This is a genomic window from Flavihumibacter solisilvae, from assembly GCF_000814475.1.
GTDB lineage: Bacteria > Bacteroidota > Bacteroidia > Chitinophagales > Chitinophagaceae > Flavihumibacter > Flavihumibacter solisilvae.
In genome coordinates this window covers 173,296-195,358 of the sequence record NZ_JSVC01000019.1, presented here as the reverse complement: position 1 = coordinate 195,358, position 22,063 = coordinate 173,296, and the positions used below count along the sequence as shown (strand labels likewise).

Annotated in this window: 18 protein-coding genes; 3 read left to right on the top strand and 15 right to left on the bottom strand. The window is 48.9% G+C overall.

Annotated features, from left to right (window positions below; genetic code table 11):
- Position 1: 1 nt before the first annotated feature.
- A complete protein-coding gene (locus OI18_RS17270; RefSeq protein ID WP_039142056.1) occupies positions 2 to 784 on the bottom strand; it encodes a DUF3108 domain-containing protein in 783 nt (260 codons plus the stop codon).
- Between the two features lie 126 nt (positions 785 to 910).
- Here OI18_RS17270 and OI18_RS17265 point away from each other — a divergent pair, with 126 nt between their 5' ends.
- On the top strand, positions 911 to 2,005 hold the full coding sequence (locus tag OI18_RS17265; protein ID WP_039142054.1) for a Gfo/Idh/MocA family protein: 1,095 nt from the start codon (positions 911 to 913) through the stop codon (positions 2,003 to 2,005).
- On the opposite strand, the gene OI18_RS17260 is transcribed toward OI18_RS17265, so the two are convergent.
- The 6 genes from OI18_RS17260 to OI18_RS17235 form a co-directional block, all read right to left on the bottom strand.
- Positions 2,006 to 2,632, bottom strand: coding sequence for an alpha/beta hydrolase (locus OI18_RS17260; protein WP_039142052.1), 627 nt, complete (start codon positions 2,630 to 2,632; stop codon positions 2,006 to 2,008).
- Between the two features lie 20 nt (positions 2,633 to 2,652).
- Positions 2,653 to 3,606: a ring-cleaving dioxygenase gene (locus OI18_RS17255; RefSeq protein ID WP_039142051.1), complete on the bottom strand. Its 954-nt coding sequence runs from the start codon at positions 3,604 to 3,606 to the stop codon at positions 2,653 to 2,655.
- A gap of 11 nt (positions 3,607 to 3,617) precedes the next feature.
- A complete protein-coding gene (locus OI18_RS17250) occupies positions 3,618 to 4,556 on the bottom strand; it encodes a ring-cleaving dioxygenase (RefSeq protein ID WP_039142048.1) in 939 nt (312 codons plus the stop codon).
- A gap of 19 nt (positions 4,557 to 4,575) precedes the next feature.
- Complete coding sequence (locus OI18_RS17245; RefSeq protein ID WP_039142046.1) at positions 4,576 to 4,881, bottom strand: hypothetical protein; 306 nt, start codon at positions 4,879 to 4,881, stop codon at positions 4,576 to 4,578.
- 2 nt (positions 4,882 to 4,883) lie between these two features.
- A complete protein-coding gene (locus tag OI18_RS17240; protein ID WP_039142043.1) occupies positions 4,884 to 5,618 on the bottom strand; it encodes a pirin family protein in 735 nt (244 codons plus the stop codon).
- Between the two features lie 85 nt (positions 5,619 to 5,703).
- Entirely contained in the window at positions 5,704 to 8,010 is a 2,307-nt protein-coding gene (locus OI18_RS17235; protein ID WP_039142041.1) for a GAF domain-containing protein, read from the bottom strand.
- Between the two features lie 66 nt (positions 8,011 to 8,076).
- Between OI18_RS17235 and OI18_RS17230 the strand changes: the two genes are divergently transcribed.
- The gene (locus OI18_RS17230; protein ID WP_039142039.1) at positions 8,077 to 9,690 is read left to right on the top strand and encodes a Na+/H+ antiporter; all 1,614 of its coding nucleotides are present in this window, start codon (positions 8,077 to 8,079) and stop codon (positions 9,688 to 9,690) included.
- A complete protein-coding gene (locus OI18_RS17225; RefSeq protein WP_039142037.1) occupies positions 9,691 to 12,222 on the top strand; it encodes a TonB-dependent receptor plug domain-containing protein in 2,532 nt (843 codons plus the stop codon). It begins immediately after the preceding gene.
- A 9-nt stretch (positions 12,223 to 12,231) separates the two neighbouring features.
- Here the strand turns inward: OI18_RS17225 and OI18_RS17220 are convergent, their stop codons facing one another.
- From OI18_RS17220 to nuoG, 8 genes are read right to left on the bottom strand one after another with little or no spacing between them, the layout of a single operon-like run.
- A complete protein-coding gene (locus tag OI18_RS17220; RefSeq protein WP_039142034.1) occupies positions 12,232 to 13,671 on the bottom strand; it encodes an NADH-quinone oxidoreductase subunit N in 1,440 nt (479 codons plus the stop codon).
- The gene (locus tag OI18_RS17215) at positions 13,664 to 15,136 is read right to left on the bottom strand and encodes a complex I subunit 4 family protein (RefSeq protein WP_039142032.1); all 1,473 of its coding nucleotides are present in this window, start codon (positions 15,134 to 15,136) and stop codon (positions 13,664 to 13,666) included. The genes OI18_RS17220 and OI18_RS17215 overlap by 8 nt, the downstream gene beginning before the upstream one ends.
- Positions 15,133 to 17,022: an NADH-quinone oxidoreductase subunit L gene (nuoL, locus tag OI18_RS17210; RefSeq protein ID WP_039142029.1), complete on the bottom strand. Its 1,890-nt coding sequence runs from the start codon at positions 17,020 to 17,022 to the stop codon at positions 15,133 to 15,135. Before nuoL ends, OI18_RS17215 begins: the two co-directional genes overlap by 4 nt.
- A complete protein-coding gene (nuoK, locus tag OI18_RS17205; RefSeq protein WP_039142027.1) occupies positions 17,015 to 17,326 on the bottom strand; it encodes an NADH-quinone oxidoreductase subunit NuoK in 312 nt (103 codons plus the stop codon). The genes nuoL and nuoK overlap by 8 nt, the downstream gene beginning before the upstream one ends.
- On the bottom strand, positions 17,307 to 17,879 hold the full coding sequence (nuoJ, locus tag OI18_RS17200; protein ID WP_052273329.1) for an NADH-quinone oxidoreductase subunit J: 573 nt from the start codon (positions 17,877 to 17,879) through the stop codon (positions 17,307 to 17,309). The genes nuoK and nuoJ overlap by 20 nt, the downstream gene beginning before the upstream one ends.
- Positions 17,879 to 18,394, bottom strand: a complete 516-nt coding sequence (gene nuoI / locus OI18_RS17195) for an NADH-quinone oxidoreductase subunit NuoI (RefSeq protein ID WP_039142026.1) — start codon at positions 18,392 to 18,394, stop codon at positions 17,879 to 17,881. Before nuoI ends, nuoJ begins: the two co-directional genes overlap by 1 nt.
- Positions 18,395 to 18,404: 10 nt before the next feature.
- Positions 18,405 to 19,364 (bottom strand): NADH-quinone oxidoreductase subunit NuoH, encoded by a 960-nt coding sequence (nuoH, locus tag OI18_RS17190; protein ID WP_039142024.1) that lies wholly within the window; start codon positions 19,362 to 19,364, stop codon positions 18,405 to 18,407.
- Positions 19,361 to 22,063, bottom strand: a complete 2,703-nt coding sequence (gene nuoG, locus OI18_RS17185) for an NADH-quinone oxidoreductase subunit NuoG (RefSeq protein ID WP_039142021.1) — start codon at positions 22,061 to 22,063, stop codon at positions 19,361 to 19,363. The genes nuoH and nuoG overlap by 4 nt, the downstream gene beginning before the upstream one ends.

Below are 22,063 nucleotides of genomic sequence, written 5' to 3'. Positions count from 1 at the left end.
CTTATTCGGCCATCGCTGTTAACGGGTATTTTAAGTTTTCGTGTTTTTTCAGGTCAACTTTGATACTGCCTACTGAAATGGGACTTTCGATCCGAACCGGGATCCGGTTTTCATCGTCCGTTACCCAAACAGTCATCTGCTCACCGCCTTTAAAGACGTTACCTTTCAGCAGCAGCGGCTTCAGCTTGATTGCGCGGAACTTGCCATATTTGGTTTTGACAGTTTCCTTGCCCTCGTATTTGATGTAGATGTTATACACTTCATCATCAAGGAACATACTGAACGGGATCTTGTCACCAGGCTTATAAAGGTCGTAGTTGATGTTACGCGCAAAATACATGGAGCTCACCACGTCCTGCACCTGGGTGGGAATATCATAGTTCCCCTTCTTGGTATGGGCCTTGCGTGATTGATGATCAAAGATCACTTCTTCCTGTTTCTTGTAACCACCTTCATGAATGTTGCGGATAAACTTGACCGGCTTCATCGTGGTCGCGTGAAAAAAAGTTTCGTAACGGTCGCGAACCTTAAAGATCCAGTCGTACCGCGCGTTGGTTTTTCCTTCTCCAACCACATGGAACACATCCTGGTCGTTGTACATAGTCCGCGAAGTAGTAAAGCTCGCAGAACCGGCATTCACATACAGGCCGATCACATTATAAAACACGGTATAATCGATCCGCTCACCGGCCTGGAATGGCAGGTCGTGCGACGTATTATATACCTGCGACATTGCAGGTATAAAAGAAATTGCTGTAAGCAGGGCAATCAAGAGTTTTTTCATAATGGGTTCATTTCAACTTTAGTGCACTGATAAGTACAAAAATGCCACCATATTTTCCCCCAAAAAAGCCATTTACACGAATTATAATTTATTATTGTTAATATTCGTTAAAAGCCACTGTTTAATATGAGAGCAATAGCCATGATTTCGCTGCTTTTCCTTTTTGTTAACAATGTTGGAATGGCCCAGACAAACCGTCAGGTAAAGGTTGGCATAGCCGGACTGACCCACAGTCACGTGCACTGGATCCTCGGTAATCCGGGCAGTGAGATAGCCATTGTGGGTATAGCGGAGCCAAACCGCGAACTGGCTGGGCGATATGCTGCCCGTTATGGCTTTTCCATGGACATTGTCTATAACACCGTCGAAGAAATGATTGCCCGCACGAAGCCGGAAGCGGTTACTGCATTCGGATCAATTTACGACCACCTTGCAGTAGTGGAAGCCTGTGCGCCAAAGGGTGTGCATGTGATGGTGGAGAAGCCGCTAGCAGTAAGCCTTGACCATGCGAAAAAAATGAAGACACTGGCCGAAAAACATAAGATCCACCTGATAACAAATTATGAGACCACCTGGTATCCTTCTAATCATCATGCGTTTGAGATGGTTGGAAAAAATGAGATCGGCGAGTTAAGGAAAATTGTGGTGCATGACGGTCATGAAGGACCGAAAGAAATTGGTGTAAATAAAGAGTTCCTCGATTGGCTTACTGACCCGGTGAAAAACGGGGGCGGAGCCATCATGGATTTTGGCTGCTATGGTGCCAACCTGATCACCTGGCTGAACAAAGGACAACGCCCATTGTCCGTTACTGCCGTAACCCAGCAGATCAAGCCGCATGTTTATCCAAAGGTGGATGACGAGGCGACTATTATTGTCGAGTATCCAGGAATGCAGGGCGTGATCCAGGCATCATGGAACTGGCCCTATAGTCGCAAGGATATGGAAGTGTATGGTGTCGGCGGTTATATTTTCAGCGACAACCGGGTTGATATGCGCATGCGCCTTGGTAAGGATACGGTATCACTCGCCTACAAAGCAGCCGATACACTTAAATACCGCGACCCCTTTACATTGCTCGCTGACCTGGTGCGCGGTGCCACTAAGCTTCCGCCTAACGATCTTTCTTCACTGGAGAATAACATGATCGTAATGGAGATCCTGGATGCCGGCGTTCGCAGTGCAAAAACAGGTAAACGGGTCTACCTTAATAAAAAATAGTTAAACATTGTTTCCGAAGATCAGGCTGTTGGCGGTATTGATCTCATCCTGGTTGATCGTGTGGCCCATATTCTCATAAACCTTTTCCGTAACATCCGCTTTCATCTCTTTAAGAATATTGGCAGTAGCATATACGCGCTCGACCGGAACATGGGGATCAGGATTGCTGGTGCCGATGAACACTTTTGTTCCATTGAAGTCGCCTGTATAGTTGTCGCGGTAAATTTTGTCGCCGATCAATCCACCGGTAAATGCTGCAACCCCGCCATACTGCGCAGCATTCCTTGTCACATATTCAAGCGTGAGACAGGCGCCCTGTGAAAAGCCGGCAAAATAGATCTGTTCTTTCGGGATTCCTGCATTGGTGGCCACTTTAACGGCTTCACCCACAATATCAAGTGCAGAACTTAACCACGGTTCGTTTTCATTTGGCTTCGCCATAAAGGAATATGGATACCAGGTATTATTGGTTGCCTGCGGAGCAAGCAATGCGTATTCTTCAACATCGAGATAACCACTAAGCGAAATAATGTCTTCCGCACTGCCGCCGCGTCCGTGGAGTAATATCAATACTTTCTTAGCGTCTTCCAGTTTCTTTCCTGCTGTGAATAAATTAAACTTGTGCATGATTTAAAATAAAAAGGGGTTTAAGCAAAATTATCTGCGTTGAAGTACAGGCGCGGGAGTGTCTTTTCAATTTGTTTGCGGTCTTTTTCAAACCATTCGGGAAGCATGAGTGATTCGCCAAGCTGGTTGAGATCTTCATCGATCGTAAAGCCGGGGACTGCAGTCGCTACTTCGAACAGTACACCACCGGGCTCACGGAAATAGATGGACGAAAAATAATTCCGGTCAAGGACAGGAGTGGGGTTTAGCATTCTCTGGAGGATACGTTTCCGCACTTCGAGCTGCGATTGGTTGTCAGGTGTGCTGAAGGCAATGTGATGGACTGTTCCACTGCCTGCGAGTCCCTTCAATGCATCAGGTGAACAAAGCAGGTCAATATAGTTGCCAGGCGAATCATTTGCTGCAAAGCGAAACCTGTTCCCCTTTTCTGCGATAAGTTTATGATCCAGCTGCTCTGTCAGCAATCCTGCCGTCCGCTCATAACCTTCTTCCCAGATCTCTGCACTGTAAAAACCCTTTATGGCATTTTCGGCAGAAATATTTTTTGTAGCGTAACCAATCCTGTTGTCAGTATCATTGAATACCAGTTCAAGTCCGAGCCCATCCATGTCCTCAAAATATACCACCATTTCGGAGCCGAACCTTTCTGCCGGCTGCTTAAACGGGATATTGTATTTCTTCAGTCGCTCCAGCCAGAAGTCCAGGGAAGAGGTAGCCACGGAGAAAGTTGAAGTGTTGAGCATGCCCTTCCCGTGCCGGCCATTTACAAGGCCGGCGTAAGGAAAGAAGGTCATGATACTGCCGGGGTTGCCTTTCTCATCCCCGTAATACAGGTGATATACTTCCGGGGCATCGAAATTCACAGTTTTCTTTACCAGCCTGGTGCCAAGGATTCCTGCATAAAAATCGATATTCTTCTGTGCGTCGGATGCTATGGCGGTGATATGATGGATCCCGGTGATTAATTTGTCCATTGTGCTGGGATTTAGTTGACGAGTTGTGGCAAAGATTTTTCAATTTCCTTTCTCAGGCGTTCATGTTGTACCGGCAGCTTCAGGTCCTTACCCAATTCACTTAACGGTTCATCTACTGTAAAGCCCGGGTTATCTGTCGCAATCTCAAACAGCACACCACCAGGTTCACGGAAATAGAGGGAAAAGAAATAATCCCGGTCAACCTTTGGTGTGATCATTAACCCGCGTGCCAGGATCTTCTCCCGGTAGTTCATCAGGATCTTATCATCCGCAACCCGGAAGGCAATGTGGTGGTTCGTACCGGCAGCGTTGTATCCTGCCTTGCCATCCGGAACTTCAAGCAGGTCAACGATAGAAGCTGCGCCCACTGCATCTGTAATAAAACGGTAGCGGTTTCCTTCCTGCTGCAGGAGCCTGTATCCAAATACTTCGGTAAGAATTGATGCGGTTGCCTTGATGTCTTTCAGGGTAAGTGTGACACTGTGAAAGCCTTTGGTAGCGAGATCCGATTTAACCTCGGCAGACTCCCAGGCCTTGCGGTCGTCTTCCCGCTGCGGTACAATGAGGCTTAACTGTAAACCATCAGGATCTGTGAAGGGCAGGTAGATCTCGCCCATCCGTTCACCCGGTTCCCCCTGGGTGATATTAAATTTCCGGAACCTTTCCTGCCAGGCTTCAATGCTTCCTGACGGTGCTGAATAGCCGATCTCCGTTGCCATTCCTGTTCCGTTACGGCCTTTGCCAATTCCTTCCCAGGGGAAGAAAGTGAGGATGGTACCCGGACTGCCGTTCTCGTTCCCGAAATAGAAATGGTATGTGCCCGGATCATCAAAGTTCACGGTCTTCTTGACCATTCTGAGTCCCATTACTTTTGTATAAAAATCATAATTGCGTTGGGCGTTGTCGGCAATCGCCGTTATATGGTGTAAGCCCAGTATATTGTCTTTCATATCCTGTTTTTGCTTGTGTTTAAATTGTTTTCAGGTACGATTGGATCTCCGATTCGAGGAGACCACTTCCGCCACCGTAATGTCTCATGACCCGAAGGTTGGGCTGGAGCGTATGAAGTTCTTCCGTCAGTTCTTTTTCTTCAACGCTACTGAGTCCCGCGCAGATCAAAAGAAGATCATATCGTGCTTCTTTTGCGGTATCGATGGCTTCTTCTGTTGTTGTGACAGTAACACCTGACCAGTTTTCATGTGTATTGATTAGCCTGTCTATTACTGTCATGATATCCTTATTCTTTCCTGCCGCCAGGATCTTCAGCTGCTCCATAGTTACATATTTTGTTGATCGACTTTCATCGGGATGTCCATGATGAGAATGGTAGAATTGTCTTCCAAGGCTTCAATATTAACGGGGCCACATTCCGGGATGCCCATGCCATCCCTGCTGTCAAGCTTTTGCCCTTCGATATTGAATGAGCCGTTGATGACAAAGAAATAAAGGCCATTATTGGTAATGCGTGCATTGTAGCGGGCCGTTTTTGAACGCTCAAAAGTGCCCATGCTGAACCAGGCATCCTGGTTGATCTGGCAGCCTTCCTCTTCAGGATACGGAGATACGATCTGCTGCAGCTGGTTAACCTGGTGAACCCGATCAAGCGTGATCTGCTCATATCTTGGTTTCACATTCAGCTGTTTGGGAAAAATCCAGATCTGCAGGAACTTTACCGGTTGTTCCGGATCCGCGTTTACTTCGCTGTGAAATACCCCGGTGCCCGTCGTCATGACCTGGATGTCGCCTTTCCGGATTATGCCGGTATTGCCCAGGTTATCGCGGTGTTCAAGCGCACCTTCCAACGGGATGCTGATGATTTCCATATTGTCGTGCGGATGGGAGCCAAATCCTTTTCCCCCAGCCACTGTATCATCGTTAAGTACCCGGAGCGCGCCGAACTGGATGCGTTCGGGATGATAGTATCTGCTGAAGCTGAAAGTCTGGTAGCTCGACAGCCACTCGTTTTCCGCATGTCCCCTGCTACCTGCCTTATGGATGATGAAGTCTTTCATTATCTGTTCCTTTCTTTTGTAATGCAAATGTCCGTACGAATGTGCTCTTCCTCCATTAATCTATATTAAGAAATCAGGGTATGTATCAGGCAACGGTAACCCTGATGGCCTTCAACCCGGATATTCCCTGTAATTCTTCAAGATCCAGCTGTTCCACCTCGTGGCAAAGCAGCTTTTTCTCCTGCAGGTACTGGATGAACCCGATATAATCATCTATATCGCGCCGGTTGAAATAGATGATGGCAATTTTTTCCGGTTGCGTAAGCCTTTCACCATTTCCAAGCACATGAACTTTGTCGATCCGTTTCTTCACCATTTCATAACGGATGTTATATGCACCTTCCACGTCAAATTTCCTTTCGTCGGTACGGAAGCTGATGTCGATGGGGTGATTATGTACAAAGATCAGCTGCGTGGTTGCCAGTGGATGCGGCAGTTGCGCCTTCAAATCACGCGTCATCTTTACGATCGATACCATCGAGTTCAGTTGCCAGATCCGCAGGTTCTTGAGGTGGAACCGGTTAAATGCCTTCGAGGGTGTGATTTCCTGCCCGATGTAAATATTGTACTCAATTCCGTCAGTCCGGAATTTCTCAAAATAGAATGGATAGGCCTTCTGCATTTTCTCATTCTCTGATTCGATGTACTTGTTGATCGCATCGTTCAGCAGTTTCATGGACTGCTCGAAATTATATTTGTTTGCGAAAGTGGAATCGTGCATGTCATCGGATAATGCCATGAATTCGTCTATGGCCGGAACATGGGTTTCGTCTTCATTCTTCAGGTGCTGCAACAGCGGACGTACTTCAGTGCTGAGAAAATTGCTGATCCTGCTTTCGTCGTTGATGGTAAGCATTTCACCGGATGTGGCATCAAGCATGTGCCGGCATTTAAACAGGATCTCATCCAGCAAAGCTGTATCGTGCCCGGTATTAAGTGACTCGAGTAGCGCGTCCAGGGCAGACAACTGGCTGTGGAAATCGGCTTTAATTGCCATATTCCTTTCCATGGTAGAATTCCGTACGTCGATGGCGCCATACAACGGGTACACATTGCGGAATGCGATCGGTTCAATGTCTGCATCATCGTTACCTTGTTTATGAAGCAGGTATTTCCACGCCGCTTCATTGAATTTCCATTGTACTGCTGGTAGTAATGAGGTGAACTTATTCCGGATGGTCGCTACTACTTCCCATTCAAGCTGGTCCAGGTAAAACCTGTAGAGCTGTCCCAATATCGGCAACACCGGTTCTATAAGGGGAAGGATGGAGGGGGTAAACTTCACCGGGTGATGGGTAAAGACCTCGGTTATCCCTACCAGAATATTGTTGTGCGTGATAGGGATGAGTGCCAGTGAGCAGATGCCATCATCTTTCAATGGTTCAAGGAACCGATATTTCGAAACATCTTCTTCACGGATATCTGTAAAGATCAGCGGAATGGGATTGTTGAGATAGTCTTGCATCCTGTGCCAGTGTGTGGCCAGCAGGCTCATGCGCGCCTGGCCACTACCAAGTACTGGTTTCCCGTTCAGCTGCATTACCGGTACCATGCCAAAATCAATTTCTTTATCCTGCAGCAACATTTTCAATGATTGGGATACAATCCTGTATACTTCATCTTCATTGCCAGGCACACATATGGTAATAGTATTCCGGATATTGTTAATGGCCTGGTTGCTGGTAATATCTTCAATGGAAATGATCCCGATTCCCCGGAATGCAAACTGGTGCATCGGCACAAACCTCTCGAAGATCTCATACCCGCCGCCTTCGTTGAGCAAGGCCTGGACCCTGCGCAGGTCGAGCGACGGCAATTGCTGCTTGGGCCTGACGGAAATAAACCGCGTATCGATCCGGGCCATAAAATGCGACGGCAGTTGTTGGGCATCACGTGTGTTATTCAGGGCCTGTTCCTTGGTAAATGGTTTGAAGTGGTATAACTTTTCCAGTATCAGCAGGTAGATGGTGCGCATGCGTTCTTCCCTGAGTGCTTCATCCTTTTTATCAAACATGTCGCTGAAATAACGATTACTTAATGCATCACTGAAGAATTGATAGAGTTTGTCTGTGCCGTAAAAGAAAGTGGGGTTGAGCGGCAGGCATAATCCCCACGAAAGTTTTTTCTCACTTTCAAGTGTCGGGGTTACGCAGGCGTACACAAATTCAAACAGTTCCTGGTATTGTGCTGCCGCTTCGAGCGGGATGTCCTGGTCATAAACCTTGCAGGCGGAAAAGGCACGGAGTGCGCGTTGATAAAGTTCCCGTTTTATTGACCCTTCCTGCATTTCACACTGGCCCAGGTAGTCTATAAAGGGTTTGAAGCTGATCATGGTGTCGAGGTCAAATTGAAACTGCATGCGTTCCGACATATCAACGATACCTGTTTGCATGGCCCATGATTTATACTCAAATTTAGCCCGGAAAACACAATATTTGTAAAACAGCAAACGCCTCGTATGCTCGAAACGCTTTTATTGGTCATAACTCTGATCGTCGTGATGTCACTGCTGGTGATGCTGGGTGAAAAATTGCACGTTTCATACCCGATTTTCCTGGTGGTTGCAGGGATCGTCCTCAGTTTTATCCCGGGCCTTCCGGTAATCCATATCGATCCGGAGCTGATCTTCCTGATCTTTCTGCCGCCCCTTCTTTATGAAGCGGCCTGGTTCACGTCCTGGAAAGATTTCTGGAAATGGAGACGGGTGATCACTACGCTTGCCTTTGGTCTTGTCATTCTTACCTCCACTGTTGTTGCCTGGTCGGCTTACCTGATCATTCCTGGTTTCACCCTCGCGCTTGGTTTCCTGCTTGGCGGTATTGTTTCTCCCCCCGATGCGGTGGCTGCCACGTCGGTGCTTAAACGCATTCACATCCAGAAGCGGATCGTCGCCATCCTGGAAGGGGAGAGCCTGGTGAATGATGCAACGAGCCTGATCATTTTTCGATTTGCACTTGCTGCGGTAATGTCCGGGTCCTTTGTGTTCAGGGAGGCTGCCTGGAATTTTGTGGTGGTGGCGGTTATGGGGGTCGTTGTTGGAATTGTAATCGGTATTCTCGTATATGCTTTCTACAAATGGCTGCCGACCTCTCCGAGTATTGATACGGCCATTTCGTTTGTGGCACCCTACCTCATGTATATCATAGCGGAAACATTTCATTTTTCCGGGGTGATGGCAGTAGTCAGCGGAGGCCTGTTTGTTTCCTATCGCAGTCACCTGATCCTTTCGCATGCCAGCAGGATGCAGGGGATCGCCATGTGGTCGAGCGTGACTTTTGTTTTGAACGGGCTGGTGTTTATCCTGATAGGACTTGAGTTACGGGTTGTTTTACGTGGACTGGAAAATTATTCCATTGGCGAGGCTATACTGTACGGACTGATCATTTCCGTGATCCTGATCATCGTCAGGATCCTGACTGCTTTGGGCACTTCATTGTTTACCATGTTTATCAGCCGGTATATCCGCACCAATGATCCCCGGCCGGGCTGGAAGGGTCCGTTGATCATAGGCTGGGCAGGGATGCGTGGCGTGGTATCACTCGCGGCCGCTTTATCACTGCCACTGATGCTTCCAAGCGGTGACGCGTTTCCGCACCGGAACCTCATTTTGTTTATTACGTTTATCGTAATATTGGTTACGCTGGTATTCCAGGGATTAACACTCCCTTATGTGATCAGTTGGCTGCATACGAAGGATCCTGATCGCCCGAGGCCGGAACACGAACAGGAAGCCGATATTCACCTGCGTATGCTCAATGCCTCCCTGAAACTTCTCGATGAAAAATATTCAATGGTAACTTCAGCGAATAACCTTGTTGCCGATCTGCGTGAAGAACTTGAGAAGGAATTGAGAAACACTTCCGGCACATTGGAGGCCAACGGTAAGAATATTCTGGCAGGGGATCTCTCAATCGAATACAGCCGTATTTTTAAGGAGCTGAATACATTGAAACGGGAAGTGCTGCTCCAGTTGAGGAACGATGAGGGTTATGATGACCATGTGATCCGTAAAATGGAAGCACGGCTCGACATTGAAGAGTTAAGGCACAAACAGCTGACAGGTAGCGATTAAATGAGGATATTACTTTCATTTGCAACTGCTTTACTGGCGCTTCCTGTATGCGCACAGGATTCCACCCGCGTGCGGTCCCTAGATGAAATTGTGATCACTGCCACCAGGGTTCCCAGGCAACTGCTCCGGTCGCCCGTAACAGTTGAAAAAGCCGGGGAGAAATATTTCAATGCCAGTTCCGCACCTTCTTTTTTCGATGCACTGCAAAACCTGAAAGGCGTACAGATGATCACCCCCAGCCTTGGCTTCCGGGTAATCAATACCCGCGGTTTCACCAATACCACCAATGTGCGGTTCTCCCAACTGGTAGATGGAATGGATATCCAGTCACCTCATATCGGGGCGCCTGTCGGCAATGCGCTTGGACCAACCGATCTCGACATCAACTCTGTGGAGATTATTCCAGGCTGTGCTTCAGCGTTATACGGCATGAACACGATCAACGGGCTGGCAGATTTTATCACGAAAGATCCGTTTGATTCGCCTGGATGGAGCGTGATGCAAAAAACCGGTGTCAACAGGATCGCTTCAGCAGGTAATAGTGCTGCCTTGTTTTCGGAAACCAGTGCCCGGTTTGCTAAAGTCGTCAGTAATAAGTTTGCATTCAAATTCAATGCGGCCTTCAGTGCAGGCAGCGACTGGATTGCCGATGACAGGACAGACCTCAATCCCAATGCCAATGCGACAACCGGGCTTACCGGGCCAGACAACCCGGCAAAAGATCCTGTTAATGGATACGGCAATGAATCGTCAAACCGTCGCACCCTGAACCTGGGCGGAAAGAATTACGTGGTGGCTCGGACCGGCTATTTTGAAAAGGAAGTTGCTGATTATTCCCTTCGCAATATGAAAGCTGACGCAGGTCTTTATTTCCGGCCTTCGTTGTCATCCAGCCTGAGCTATACTTACCGGGTTGCTGATATCAATACGGTTTACCAGCGGTCAAATCGCTTCCGGCTGGAAAACTACCTGATGCAACAGCACGGGTTGAATTATTCCTCCCGCGTTTTGAAAGCGAAAGTGTATCTCAATACGGAAAATACCGGCGATTCATATAACCTAAGGTCCATGGCTGAAAATATGGATCGCGTTTCGAAATCTGACGAAAGCTGGTTCAACACCTATAGCACACAATTCAATAACTCCATTGCCACTGGTACAGATGTGGTATCTGCTCACAGCAATGCCCGAAGTTTTGCGGATAGCGAAAGGCCGGTTCCGGGAACGCCAGGTTTCAATGCTGCAATGGAAAAGCTGGCGAATATCAACAACTGGGATAGCGGTGCTGCCTTGATGGTGAAGGCCAGGCTGCTGCATGGTGAAGTGCACACAGATCTTTCTGAAGTTTGGCGTGCATTGAAACAAAAAGGCTTTACAGTCCTGGCTGGAATGGACAGCCGTTATTACTTTATCGAACCAGATGGTAACTATTTCATTAACCCGGTTGCGGGAAAGGGCGATAAAGACCTTAAATACCTGCGATGGGGTGGTTTCCTTTCTGCAGAAAAGAAATTGTTCAAAGATAAACTCACCGCAGGCGCAGTATTAAGATTTGATAAAAACGACTATTTCGATCCAACCATCAACTACCGTTTCAGCATTGTGTATTCTCCTGTCCCGGCACATAATTTCAGGCTTGCGTACCAGGACGGATACCGTTACCCCAGCATCTTTGAAGCTTTTTCCAATGTGAATAGCGGCGGGGGGAAAAGAGTGGGGGGACTGCCGGTTATGTCGTCCGGCATTTTTGAAAATTCCTGGCTGAAGTCATCGATCGATGCATTCCAGGCCGCCGTAAACAAGGAAGTCAATACTTCAGGTTCCTCCGTTAATGATGCTATAGTGAACAACAGCAGCATGCTTAAAAAGAATTATTACACTTACCTAGATCCGGAGCATATCAGGTCACTCGAGTTCGGATATAAAGCGGTCTTTTTTGACGGACGTTTATTTGCGGATGGTGAAGTTTATTTCAATCATTACAATTCCTTCATAGCACAGGTGGAAGTGAGTGTGCCTTCAACTTCAAACCCCGATTCCATTGCTTTTGCTTTATATGACCGGAGAAAGCAGGGACGATACCGGATGTGGACGAACTCTGCTACTACCGTCAACAACTGGGGTTTTGGATTTCGGTTGCGTTACCTGCCTGGAAAAAATTTCCTGGTCGATGCAAACACTTCCCACGCAATACTGAACAAGACAGAAGCGAATGATGGACTGGAAGACGGATTCAATACACCGCCATGGATGTTCAACCTGACCCTGGCAAATGAATCGATCTGGAAAAATCTTGGTGCAGGAATCAGCTGGCGATGGCAGGACCGTTATTACTGGCAGTCGTTCCTTGTAAATGGAACAGTGCCCGCATTTCATGCGCTTGATGCCCAGGTGAATTATTCCCTGCCAAAGATTGGTTGCAAGATCAGGGTCGGTGCAACGAACCTGTTGAATCAATACAATGTTTCTTTCCTTGGCGGACCCAATGTCGGTGGGTTATACTATTTGACCCTGTATTTCCAGGGCAGATAACAACCTGTTTTATTCAAGCTGTAACAGCTGCCTGATTCCATCAATTACATTCCCGGGAAATAATCCCAGCCAGCAGATCGCCAGCATCAGCACGGTCAGCGAGGTATAAGTGGCATAATAAAAGAAAGGATGAAGCACTTTTGTTGCTGCTGTTTCCTCTTCAGGCTTCTCAAACAGGATCCCGATCACCCGGAGATAGTAGTAGAGACCGATAACACTTGTGGCAACCAGCACAAGCACCGGGATCCACCTGCTGTCTTCAACTCCACTGGCGAGGACCATAAATTTCGCCGGGAAGCCAGCTGTTAACGGGATGCCGGCAAGTGAAAGCATCGCAACAGAAAGAACCACGGCAAGTATGGGTTGTTTCCAGAACAGGCCCTGGTAGAAGGAGACCGATTCTGCATCCTGTTTTGTACCCGACATTATGGTGATGATGCCGAAAGCACAGAGCAGCGTTACGGAATACGACAGCAGGTAAAACAGCGCTGCAGTTTCGCCATTGTCATTGCCGGGAAGGAAGGCAACCAGCAGGTAGCCGAAATGTGCGATTGAAGAATACGCAAGCAGCCTCTTGATGTTCTGTTGCCGCAATGCCAGCAAATTGCCCACGATCATGGAGGCAATAGCAATGAAAGAAAAGATTCCCTGCAGTAATTGTTCATTTTGCAGTCCGAGCGACTGGCCGAAACGCAGCAACACCGAAAATACCCCGATCTTGGAAGCGGTTGCAATAAAAGCGGTTACTGGTGGCGGGGCACCCTGGTACACATCTGCTGCCCACAAATGAAACGGGACGAAGGCTAGTTTAAAGCCCACTGCGACCAGCAAAATGCCAATGCCGAGGATCATCAGCACCGAAAATCCTGATGACTGTACATGCCTCCCGATAACGGCAAAATCCATGCTGCCGGTCTCGAGGTAAACAAGTGCCATTCCAAATAACAGGAATGCCGAGGTAAGTGCAGCCAGCATCAGGTATTTCAATCCCGCTTCAACTGCGTTATTCCGGTTTCGTAGGTAGCCGATCAGTCCATACAGGCTGATGCTTAAGATTTCAAGTCCGATGAACAGCGAAATAAAATGTTTGCTGACCGTTAGCACGGCCGCCCCGAGTGTGGCAAGGAACAGCAGGATATAATATTCTTTCGGGTTCTCTTCGCGTTCTTCGAAATAGATATAGGAGAACAGCCCAACCGCCAGTACAACAAAAACAATTAGGCCTGTAGTGAATGCTGCAAATCCATCGATCACCAGCAGGGGAGGAATTTCACGTGGCAGGGTGTCGCGAACCAGCCACATGCATATCACGGTCAGGCACATCATCATGAAGCCGGAAATCTGGATGACGGTATGGCTCAGCCGGAAAGCGATCAGCAGGATCACCACCAGCGAAGATGCTGCCAGCACCATGAAGGGTAGCAGCGCCTGTAGTTCCAGCTCATTCATAAGTATGGTTTAGGTTCCTGATTACATTTGTTATCATGTCGAACACCGGTTGGGGAAAGAGGCCCAGCAACACGATACTGACACTCAGGGCGCCGAGTACGACGAGCTCTCTTGCATCAAGATCGAAGGTTATATTCTCTACTGATGGTGGACCAAGAAATACTTTCTGCACCATCCTGAGTGAATAGAGTGCGGCAAATACAAGTCCTGTTGAGGCGATAACAGTCAGCGGTACGCTTGCCTGGAATGCGCCCATCAGGATAAAGAATTCCGCAATGAAATTCCCGAGCATGGGTAGTCCGAGTGAAGCCATTGTGAACAACATGGCAATACCACCCATTCGCGGCATGGTGGTCCACATGCCACCCATCCTGCCAAGCTCCCTGGTGTGCAGCCTTTCCTTGAGCATTCCGGCAATCGCAAACAAAGCTCCTGTACTGATGCCGTGGGTCAGCAACTGCATAACCACGCCCTGCATGGCCATTTCACTGAACGAAAAAGCTCCCAGCATAACAAAACCCATATGGCTGACCGAAGTATAGGCAATGAGTCGTTTCAGGTCTGTTTGTCCATAGGCAAGAAAAGCTCCGTATATGATGCCGATTACCCCGGCGAGCATGGCCCACCACGATACAGAAGCAGCAGCTTCGGGAAACATGGTTATCACGAAACGGATGATGCCATAGGCACCGGTTTTCAGCAGTAGTCCGGCAAGGATAAGGCTGCCTGCTGTCGGCGCTTCACCATGCGCATCCGGCAGCCAGTTATGGAATGGCACTACCGGCAGCTTGATCGCAAATGCCAGCAGGTAGCCACCCATGATCAGTTTCGCTGTTCCGGGCGATAATGTCGTATTGAGGAGATCGGCATAGTCAAATGAATAACGACCGGCCTGGCCTGCATGAATAATGACCATTGCCAGGATCGAAAGCAACATGAGTAAGCCGCCTGCCTGGGTGAAGAGGAAGAATTTGATGGCTGCATAACGTCGCCGGGTATCACCCCAGATATAGATCAGGAAGAACATTGGGATGAGCATCACTTCCCAGAAAAAGTAAAACAGGAAGAGGTCAATTGCCAGGAACACACCGGTGATACCTGCAAGCGTCCACAAAAGATTGAAATAAAAAAAGCCGGCACGTTGCCTGATCTCCTTCCACGAACATAACACTGCGAGTGCCCCGAGGAAAAAAGTCAGGAGTAACATCGCCAGGCTAAGTCCGTCAAGTGCGAGATGGAAGCTGATACCGAAAGCCGGGATCCAGTCTGCCCGGTATTCCATTAGCCATTGTCCACCCCCAGCAAATGAAGGCCTGAATCGGGCAAATAGCTGAATTGTCAGCAACAGGCAAGCGATTACCGCGGTAAGTGCTATTCCCGCCGCCAGCCGATTATCGCGCTTCGACAGCAGCCAGCTGAGGATGCCGGCACCCAGTTGTAATATGATCAGCCATATCAGAATCATAATAAAAGCTGTAAGGTGATTATAAATAGTGCGCCGGCCAGCACACCCACGACATACCATCGCAGTGAGCCATTCTGTGAAAGGGACAAAAACCTGTTCAATTGAATGTTCAGTGATGCTATGCCGTCATAGATCCTGTCAAAGAAATCTGTGCGGTTGATCCGGGTAATAAAGAGGAATGGCTGCACAAAAACAGCACGGTAGAAATGATCAAACCCCCAGCCACTCTTAAACAGGTTGTGCACGCCCGCGACAGAAGGTGATTGCAGCCAGGATGTCGCCAGGTATGTTTTCCGGTAGTAAAGCATATACCCCAGGGCAATCCCGGCAAAGGTTGTCAGCGCCGCAATCAGCTGGAATAACGATTCCGCCGGGAGGTCCGGTTTTAGTGCAACTTCCGGCAGTTGCTGATGAAGCAGATCGGAGAATAAGGTAAGGTGGATCATGTTATGTGGCCATTCAACAAACCCCGCAGTCACTGATAATATGGCCAGAATGATCAACGGAATTATCATTGCCTTGCCCGGATGATGCCCTATCGCCGTTTTTGCTTCTCCCCAGAAAACAACGATCATCAATCTCGTTGTATAGAACGCAGTAAGGAAGGCTCCCAGCAGGGCTGTCATCCACAGCCAGGCGTTCCCTTTTTCAGAACTGAACGCATACCAAAGAATGGGATCCTTGCTGAAGAATCCCGCCGTGACCAATGGCAATGCTGCCAGGGCGGCCGCTCCTGCAAGGAAGGTGACGAATACTACCGGCATCGATTTCTTCAATCCACCCATCCGGAAAATATTATGTTCATGATGCAGGCTCTCAATGATCACACCTGCAGCAAGAAAGAGTAGGGCCTTAAAGAATGCATGTGTGAAGAAATGAAATATGGCTGCAGTCCAGGCACCCACACCCAGCGCCAGGAACATATACCCGATCTGGCTGATGGTCGAGTATGCGAGGATCCTCTTGATATCGCTTTGTACCATTGCGCTGCACCCTGCAAGCAGCAGTGTTACCGCGCCCACAACCGCAACTATTGACATTGCCAGTGGAGATAAGGCAAATACTGCATTCATCCTTGCTACCAGGTATACGCCTGCTGTTACCATCGTGGCTGCATGTATCAACGCACTCACGGGCGACGGACCAGCCATGGCATCAGGAAGCCAGGTTTGCAGGGGGACCTGTGCAGATTTTCCCATGCCGCCTGCCAGCAATAACAAAGCTATCAGCGTGATCTCGCTGCTGCCCGTACTGAAATTTTGGGGTGCTAGTAACAGGATCTCCTGGATGTTCAATGTCCGCAGGTTATGGAAGATCAAAAACAGCCCGATGAGCATGGCAGTATCGCCAATACGCGTGATCAGGAAGGCCTTATTTGCTGCGTGATTATTCGTGGGTTCCTTGAACCAGAACCCGATGAGCAGGTAGCTGCAGAGTCCGACACCTTCCCAGCCCAGGTATAACAGCACCAGGTTGTCTGCCAGTACCAGTAACAGCATGGAGCATACAAATAAATTCATGCTGGCAAAGAAGCGCGCATAGTCCTCATCGTGGCGCATGAACTCAGCTGAATAGATATGAATGAGGGCGCCCACAAAAGTGATGATGAAAATAAAAACAACCGAAAGCGCATCTGCGCGCAGGCCGATATTTACAATGAAATCACTCAAGGTGAACCAATGCCAGACTGACGTGCTGATAAAACCTTCTGTTGGCGGCGAGCTAATAAAACCGGCAGCAATTACCAGGCTGATGATGGCGGAGATGCAAATGGTTCCCGCGCCTGTTAAAGCGACCAGGTTCTTCGACATCTTTCTCCCCGCGATCGATAAGACGAGAAAGCCCAGCAGGGGAAAGGCAGGTATATAGGCTAAAAGGTTATTCATCCTTTAATGCATTCAGTTTTTCAATGTCAAGTGTTTTGTACTGGTGATAGATCTGTAACACTAGCGCAAGTCCGACAGATACTTCTGCCGCAGCCATGGCCAGGATGAACAGGAACATGACCTGGCCGTCTGCCTGCTGCCATTTCGCGGAAGCCGCAACAAATGCGAGCCCTGCCGCGTTCAGCATGATTTCTACGGAAATCAGCATGAACAGGATATTCTTCCTGGTCAGCACGCCAATGAATCCCAGCACGAAAAGGATGGCGGCAACGATCAGTACGGCACTAACCTGTATGGACATCATGGTAATCCGCTTTTAATTGTTGTTCGGTTTCAGCCTCATCTTCCAGGAACCGGTGAAATGTTTTCTTGCGATGCTTGCCGATATGTGCCGCGCCGACTATTCCCGCGATCATCAGGAAACCGACAAGTTCCAGCGCAATGATGTATTCGCCGTATAATGACAAGGCCACTTTTTTTGGATCCACCACTGTCACCTGCATTGAACCGGGTTGCCCTTTTGTAAGCAGTATGATCATTTCGGCAAGCAACACGGCGGCGAGTAGGGAAGGACCAACCCAGACCCTTGGCTTCAGCCAGTTTCTTTCCTGTTCGGCCGTTTCTTTTCCCAGGTTAAGCATCATCGTTACGAAGATGAAAAGCACTATTATAGCACCCGCATAAACGATCACTTCCAGTACCGCCATGAATGGTGCGCCAAGTGAAAGAAAGATCATGGCGACCGACATGAATGATACTACCAGGTATAACAGGGCATGCACCGGGTTGAGGCGCGTGATCACCATAACGGTTGACAGGATGGCGACCAGCGATGATATGCAGAATAATACTTCCATCAGGGTAAAAGGCTGTAGATGTCAACAGGTGGTTCTTCATTTTCGCCTTCCCCTTTCTTTTTCACGCCTGCATCCATTCCGGCGACTTTGTAAAAATTGTAGCCGGGGTATTTTCCCTGGCTGTCGATCAGCAGGTCTTCTTTTTCAAATACCAGGTTCTGCCTGTTGTATTCCGCCATTTCAAAATCGGGAATGAGTTGAATGGCATAAGTCGGACAGGCTTCTTCACAATAGCCGCAAAAAATGCAGCGCGAAAAGTTGATGCGGAAGAATTCGGGGTAACGACGGCCGTCTTTGTCTTCCGTTGCCTGCAGTGCGATGCAATCAACCGGGCAGGCTGCTGCACACAGGTAGCAACCGACACATCTCTCTCCGCCATCGGGGTCTTTCGTCAGCACAATTCTTCCCCGCCAGCGTGGACGCAGCGTGTTCTTTTCTTCCGGGTATTGAACAGTGGCCTTCTTCTTGAATAGGTGCACAAAAACCAGCCACATCGTTCTCAGGTTACTTAACATGGTAGTTGTTTTATGTTGATTTCAGCCACAGGGCAATGGCTCCGGTTATCATAAGGTTGGCCAGCACAACAGGCAACAGTACTTTCCACCCATATTCAATCAGCTGGTCATATCTCGGTCGCGGTAATGATGCACGTAACAGGATAAACAGTCCAAGGAACAGGATCGTCTTCAATGCGAACCAGGCAAGCGGTGGAAGAAATGCAGGCCCGTGCCATCCGCCGAAAAAGAGGGTCACGGTCATGGCAGAGATCAATGTAATGCCGAGGTATTCGCCAATAAAGAACATCCCGAATTTCATTCCCGAATATTCCGCATGGAAGCCTGCGATCAGTTCACTTTCTGCTTCCGGGATGTCGAAGGGCAGGCGATGCGTTTCGGCAACGCCGGCAATGAAGAAGATGATAAATCCGAGTGGCTGCGTAAAACAGAACCAGACATTCTTTTGGGCGTCTACAATGTCACCCATATTGAATGACCCGGTGATCATTACTACGCCCATCAGCGACAGCCCCATGAATACTTCGTATGCGATCATCTGCGAGGCGCCGCGCATGGCGCCGAGCAATGCATATTTATTGTTGGAAGCCCATCCGCCCAACACAATGCTGTATACGCCGAGCGATGACATGGCAAGAAAGAACAGCAGGCCAACATTCAGGTCGGCAACCACGATTCCCGGGGCAAAAGGGATGATGACGAAACTTAACAGCACGCTTCCGGCAACGATAGCGGGGGCAGTGATGAATACCCATTTATCGGCAAACGGCGGAATCCAGTCCTCTTTGAAAAACAGTTTCAGCGTGTCTGCAAGCACAATAAAAATTCCCAGCGGGCCTGCCCGGTTCGGTCCAAGCCTGTCCTGCCAGAGTGCGAGCAATCTTCTTTCCACCCAGATGAGTCCTGCTGCAATATTCAGCAGCACGAAGAGCACGCCAAGAACGATCCATATATGTTGCATTACGGTCATGCCATAATTTTTATCCATGTACCCCATGCCAATGAAGGAATTGATTGAAAGCCCGCCGGCGCCAAAACAACACCCTGTACCAGGTCACTCCTGACGGCAACCGGCAGACTAAATCTTTCTTTGTCGGTTTCAATGGTAAGCATATGTCCTTCTGAGACGCCCAATTGTGCAGCGTCTTGTTGCGAAATGCTGATGCATGGTTGCGGTGTAAGAAAGTCAAGCGCCGCCGACCACCTGCTCATTTCCGCTGAGCCGAATACATGGTATTGCGGCAGCAGCAGCCATTTGCCCGTTCTGCCGGCAAAAGCCTCTGGCGTGTCATTGAACCACCAGGATGCAACCTTGTCATTGCGATCAAATAACCTGATTCCCGGATCTCCGCCACGCAGCGGCCCACCGATCTCCTGCTGGTATTTGTTGAGGGCCTGTACAGAGTTCCAGCCAGGCCGCCAGTAAAATGGAATGAGCGGGGCAGGAGGCAGGCCCTGGTAACCTTCCATCGTGAATGTAAACGGGCTGTCGCCATCATCCAGGGGTTTGGGTTCACTTACCCCGATATTGGCAAGCATCGCAGTACGTCCGCTATAACGGTGCGGTTCGCGCGGAAGCAGCTGGCCGTAGATCCGGAAATCCGCTGGTGCAGCCGAAGCTGAAATGCCGGTGAATTGCGGATAACTTGACTCTATCTGCTTAAGTATTTCATCGGGGTGATGTTCCTGTCCGTTTGCGGATCCTGCCATTAAGCTTTTCATCTTCCACAGCCATTTCCAGCTTTCTTTGATGCAGGGATTCGCAGGCATGAATACCTGGTAATAATGCTGAGCCCGGCCTTCGTAATTGATGGAAGTGCCATCGGATTCTGCAAATGTTGCAGCAGGAACGAGCACATGTGCTTTACCGGTAGTTAAGGTGTTCAGCGAATCTATTGCAATTATACTTTTGCAGGTGTCGAGGAACTGGTCAACGTCTGTCGTGGAATTATACCGGTACAAATCATTTTCCAGGATAATAACAGTGGTATTGTTTTCTTTACGGATGCGCTGTAAGGCCTTATCGAATGATGGCGCTTTCATCATTGCAGCTCCCATACTGTTACTTTCGGGAAGTACGAATGCAAGTCCCGCTGTTTTGCCTTTTTCCTGTACCGCTCTCGCGATATTGTATGCTGCCCTGACCAGTGTTTCACTCCCCGGGCCGGATCCGCTTATCACCACAACATGCTTTGCATTTTCCAGCGCGCCTGCTACTCTTTCTGCTAGTTGCAGGTCAGCTTCAGGCATGCCTTCAGGCAACGGAAGTTCCGGGCGCAATTTGGAAGCAATGGCAAAGGCCAGCCTGGCTATATTGTCCGGAACACTATGGTAGGTATGTGTGCTCCACTCATCGACCGGTGATTCAGTGATAGCCAGGTTGGCGAAGTAGCCTCGGTCTTCCTGCACCCGCTCGCGGACTGCGGCATCATTCCACGCCGGAGTCGAAATTTGTGTCATGGCTTCACGTGCCGCCGTTTTCATTACACTTTGCCTTACCGACAGGGCCATTACAGGTGCTGTATTCCAGATGTCTTCACCCAGCACAATTACGGCATCGGCATTTTCGATTTCTTTTAAGGAGGGAGTATGAATGCCGCCGTTCTCCAGGATGTCAACGATCTTTCTTTCGATAAATGTGGCATCTTCTGAAATGCCGGAATAATAATTTTCTTTTCCCACAAGGTGCATCAGCGAATAATTGCTTTCAACCGATGCCCGCGGTGACCCGATCCCGATGAGGTTACGGTTATTGATGACCTGCTGCAGGTGTGTCAGCAGCGTAGTTTCATCAACAGCTTCCACAGTAAGATTCCGGATTATCGGTTGGCGGATGCGGTTTACATTGTTCACGTGCTCATAGCCAAACCGTCCCCGGTCGCAGATGAAATACCCATTTACTTCGCTGTGATAACGATTCAAAACATTCCGCAGCTGGCCATACCGCTCGCCTGCCAGGATATTACAGCCAACGCTGCATTGCTGGCAAACAGAGGGCGCACTTGTAAGGTCCCATTTGCGGGTATAATGTTGTTTAAGTGTTTTGTCGGTGAATACGCCGGTGGGACAAACTTCAGCGAGGTTTCCGCTGAACGGGCTCTCCAGGATTCCATCTTTTTCCCTGCCGAAATAAACGTGGTTATGCGCACCAAAGACATTGAGGTCGTGACCACCTGCATAGTCGCGGTAGTAGCGTACGCAACGGTAACATTGGATACAACGGTTCATCTCATGATGTACAAGCGGTCCCAGGTATTGGTTAACGTACGTACGTTTTTTGTATTTGAACCGGCGATAATCGTGACCCGTCATTACCGTCATGTCCTGCAGGTGGCAGCTGCCACCTTCGTCACAAACCGGGCAGTCGTGCGGGTGATTGGTCATCAGCCATTCGATGACCTGTTCGCGGAATGCTTTTGCGCCTTTATCCTGCACAGAAATCCGGATGCCGTCCTTTATAGCTTCCATGCAGCTCATGACCAGCCGGCCGGAATTATCCTGTTCATCCTTGAATACCTTGACGGCACATTGCCTGCACGCACCAACACTTCCCAAAGCAGGATGCCAGCAGAAATAGGGTAGGTCAATGCCCACACCCAGGCAGGCTTCAAGCAGGTTGCTGCCCGCTTTTACCTGGTAAGGAATGTTATCGATGATTATGGTAGGCAT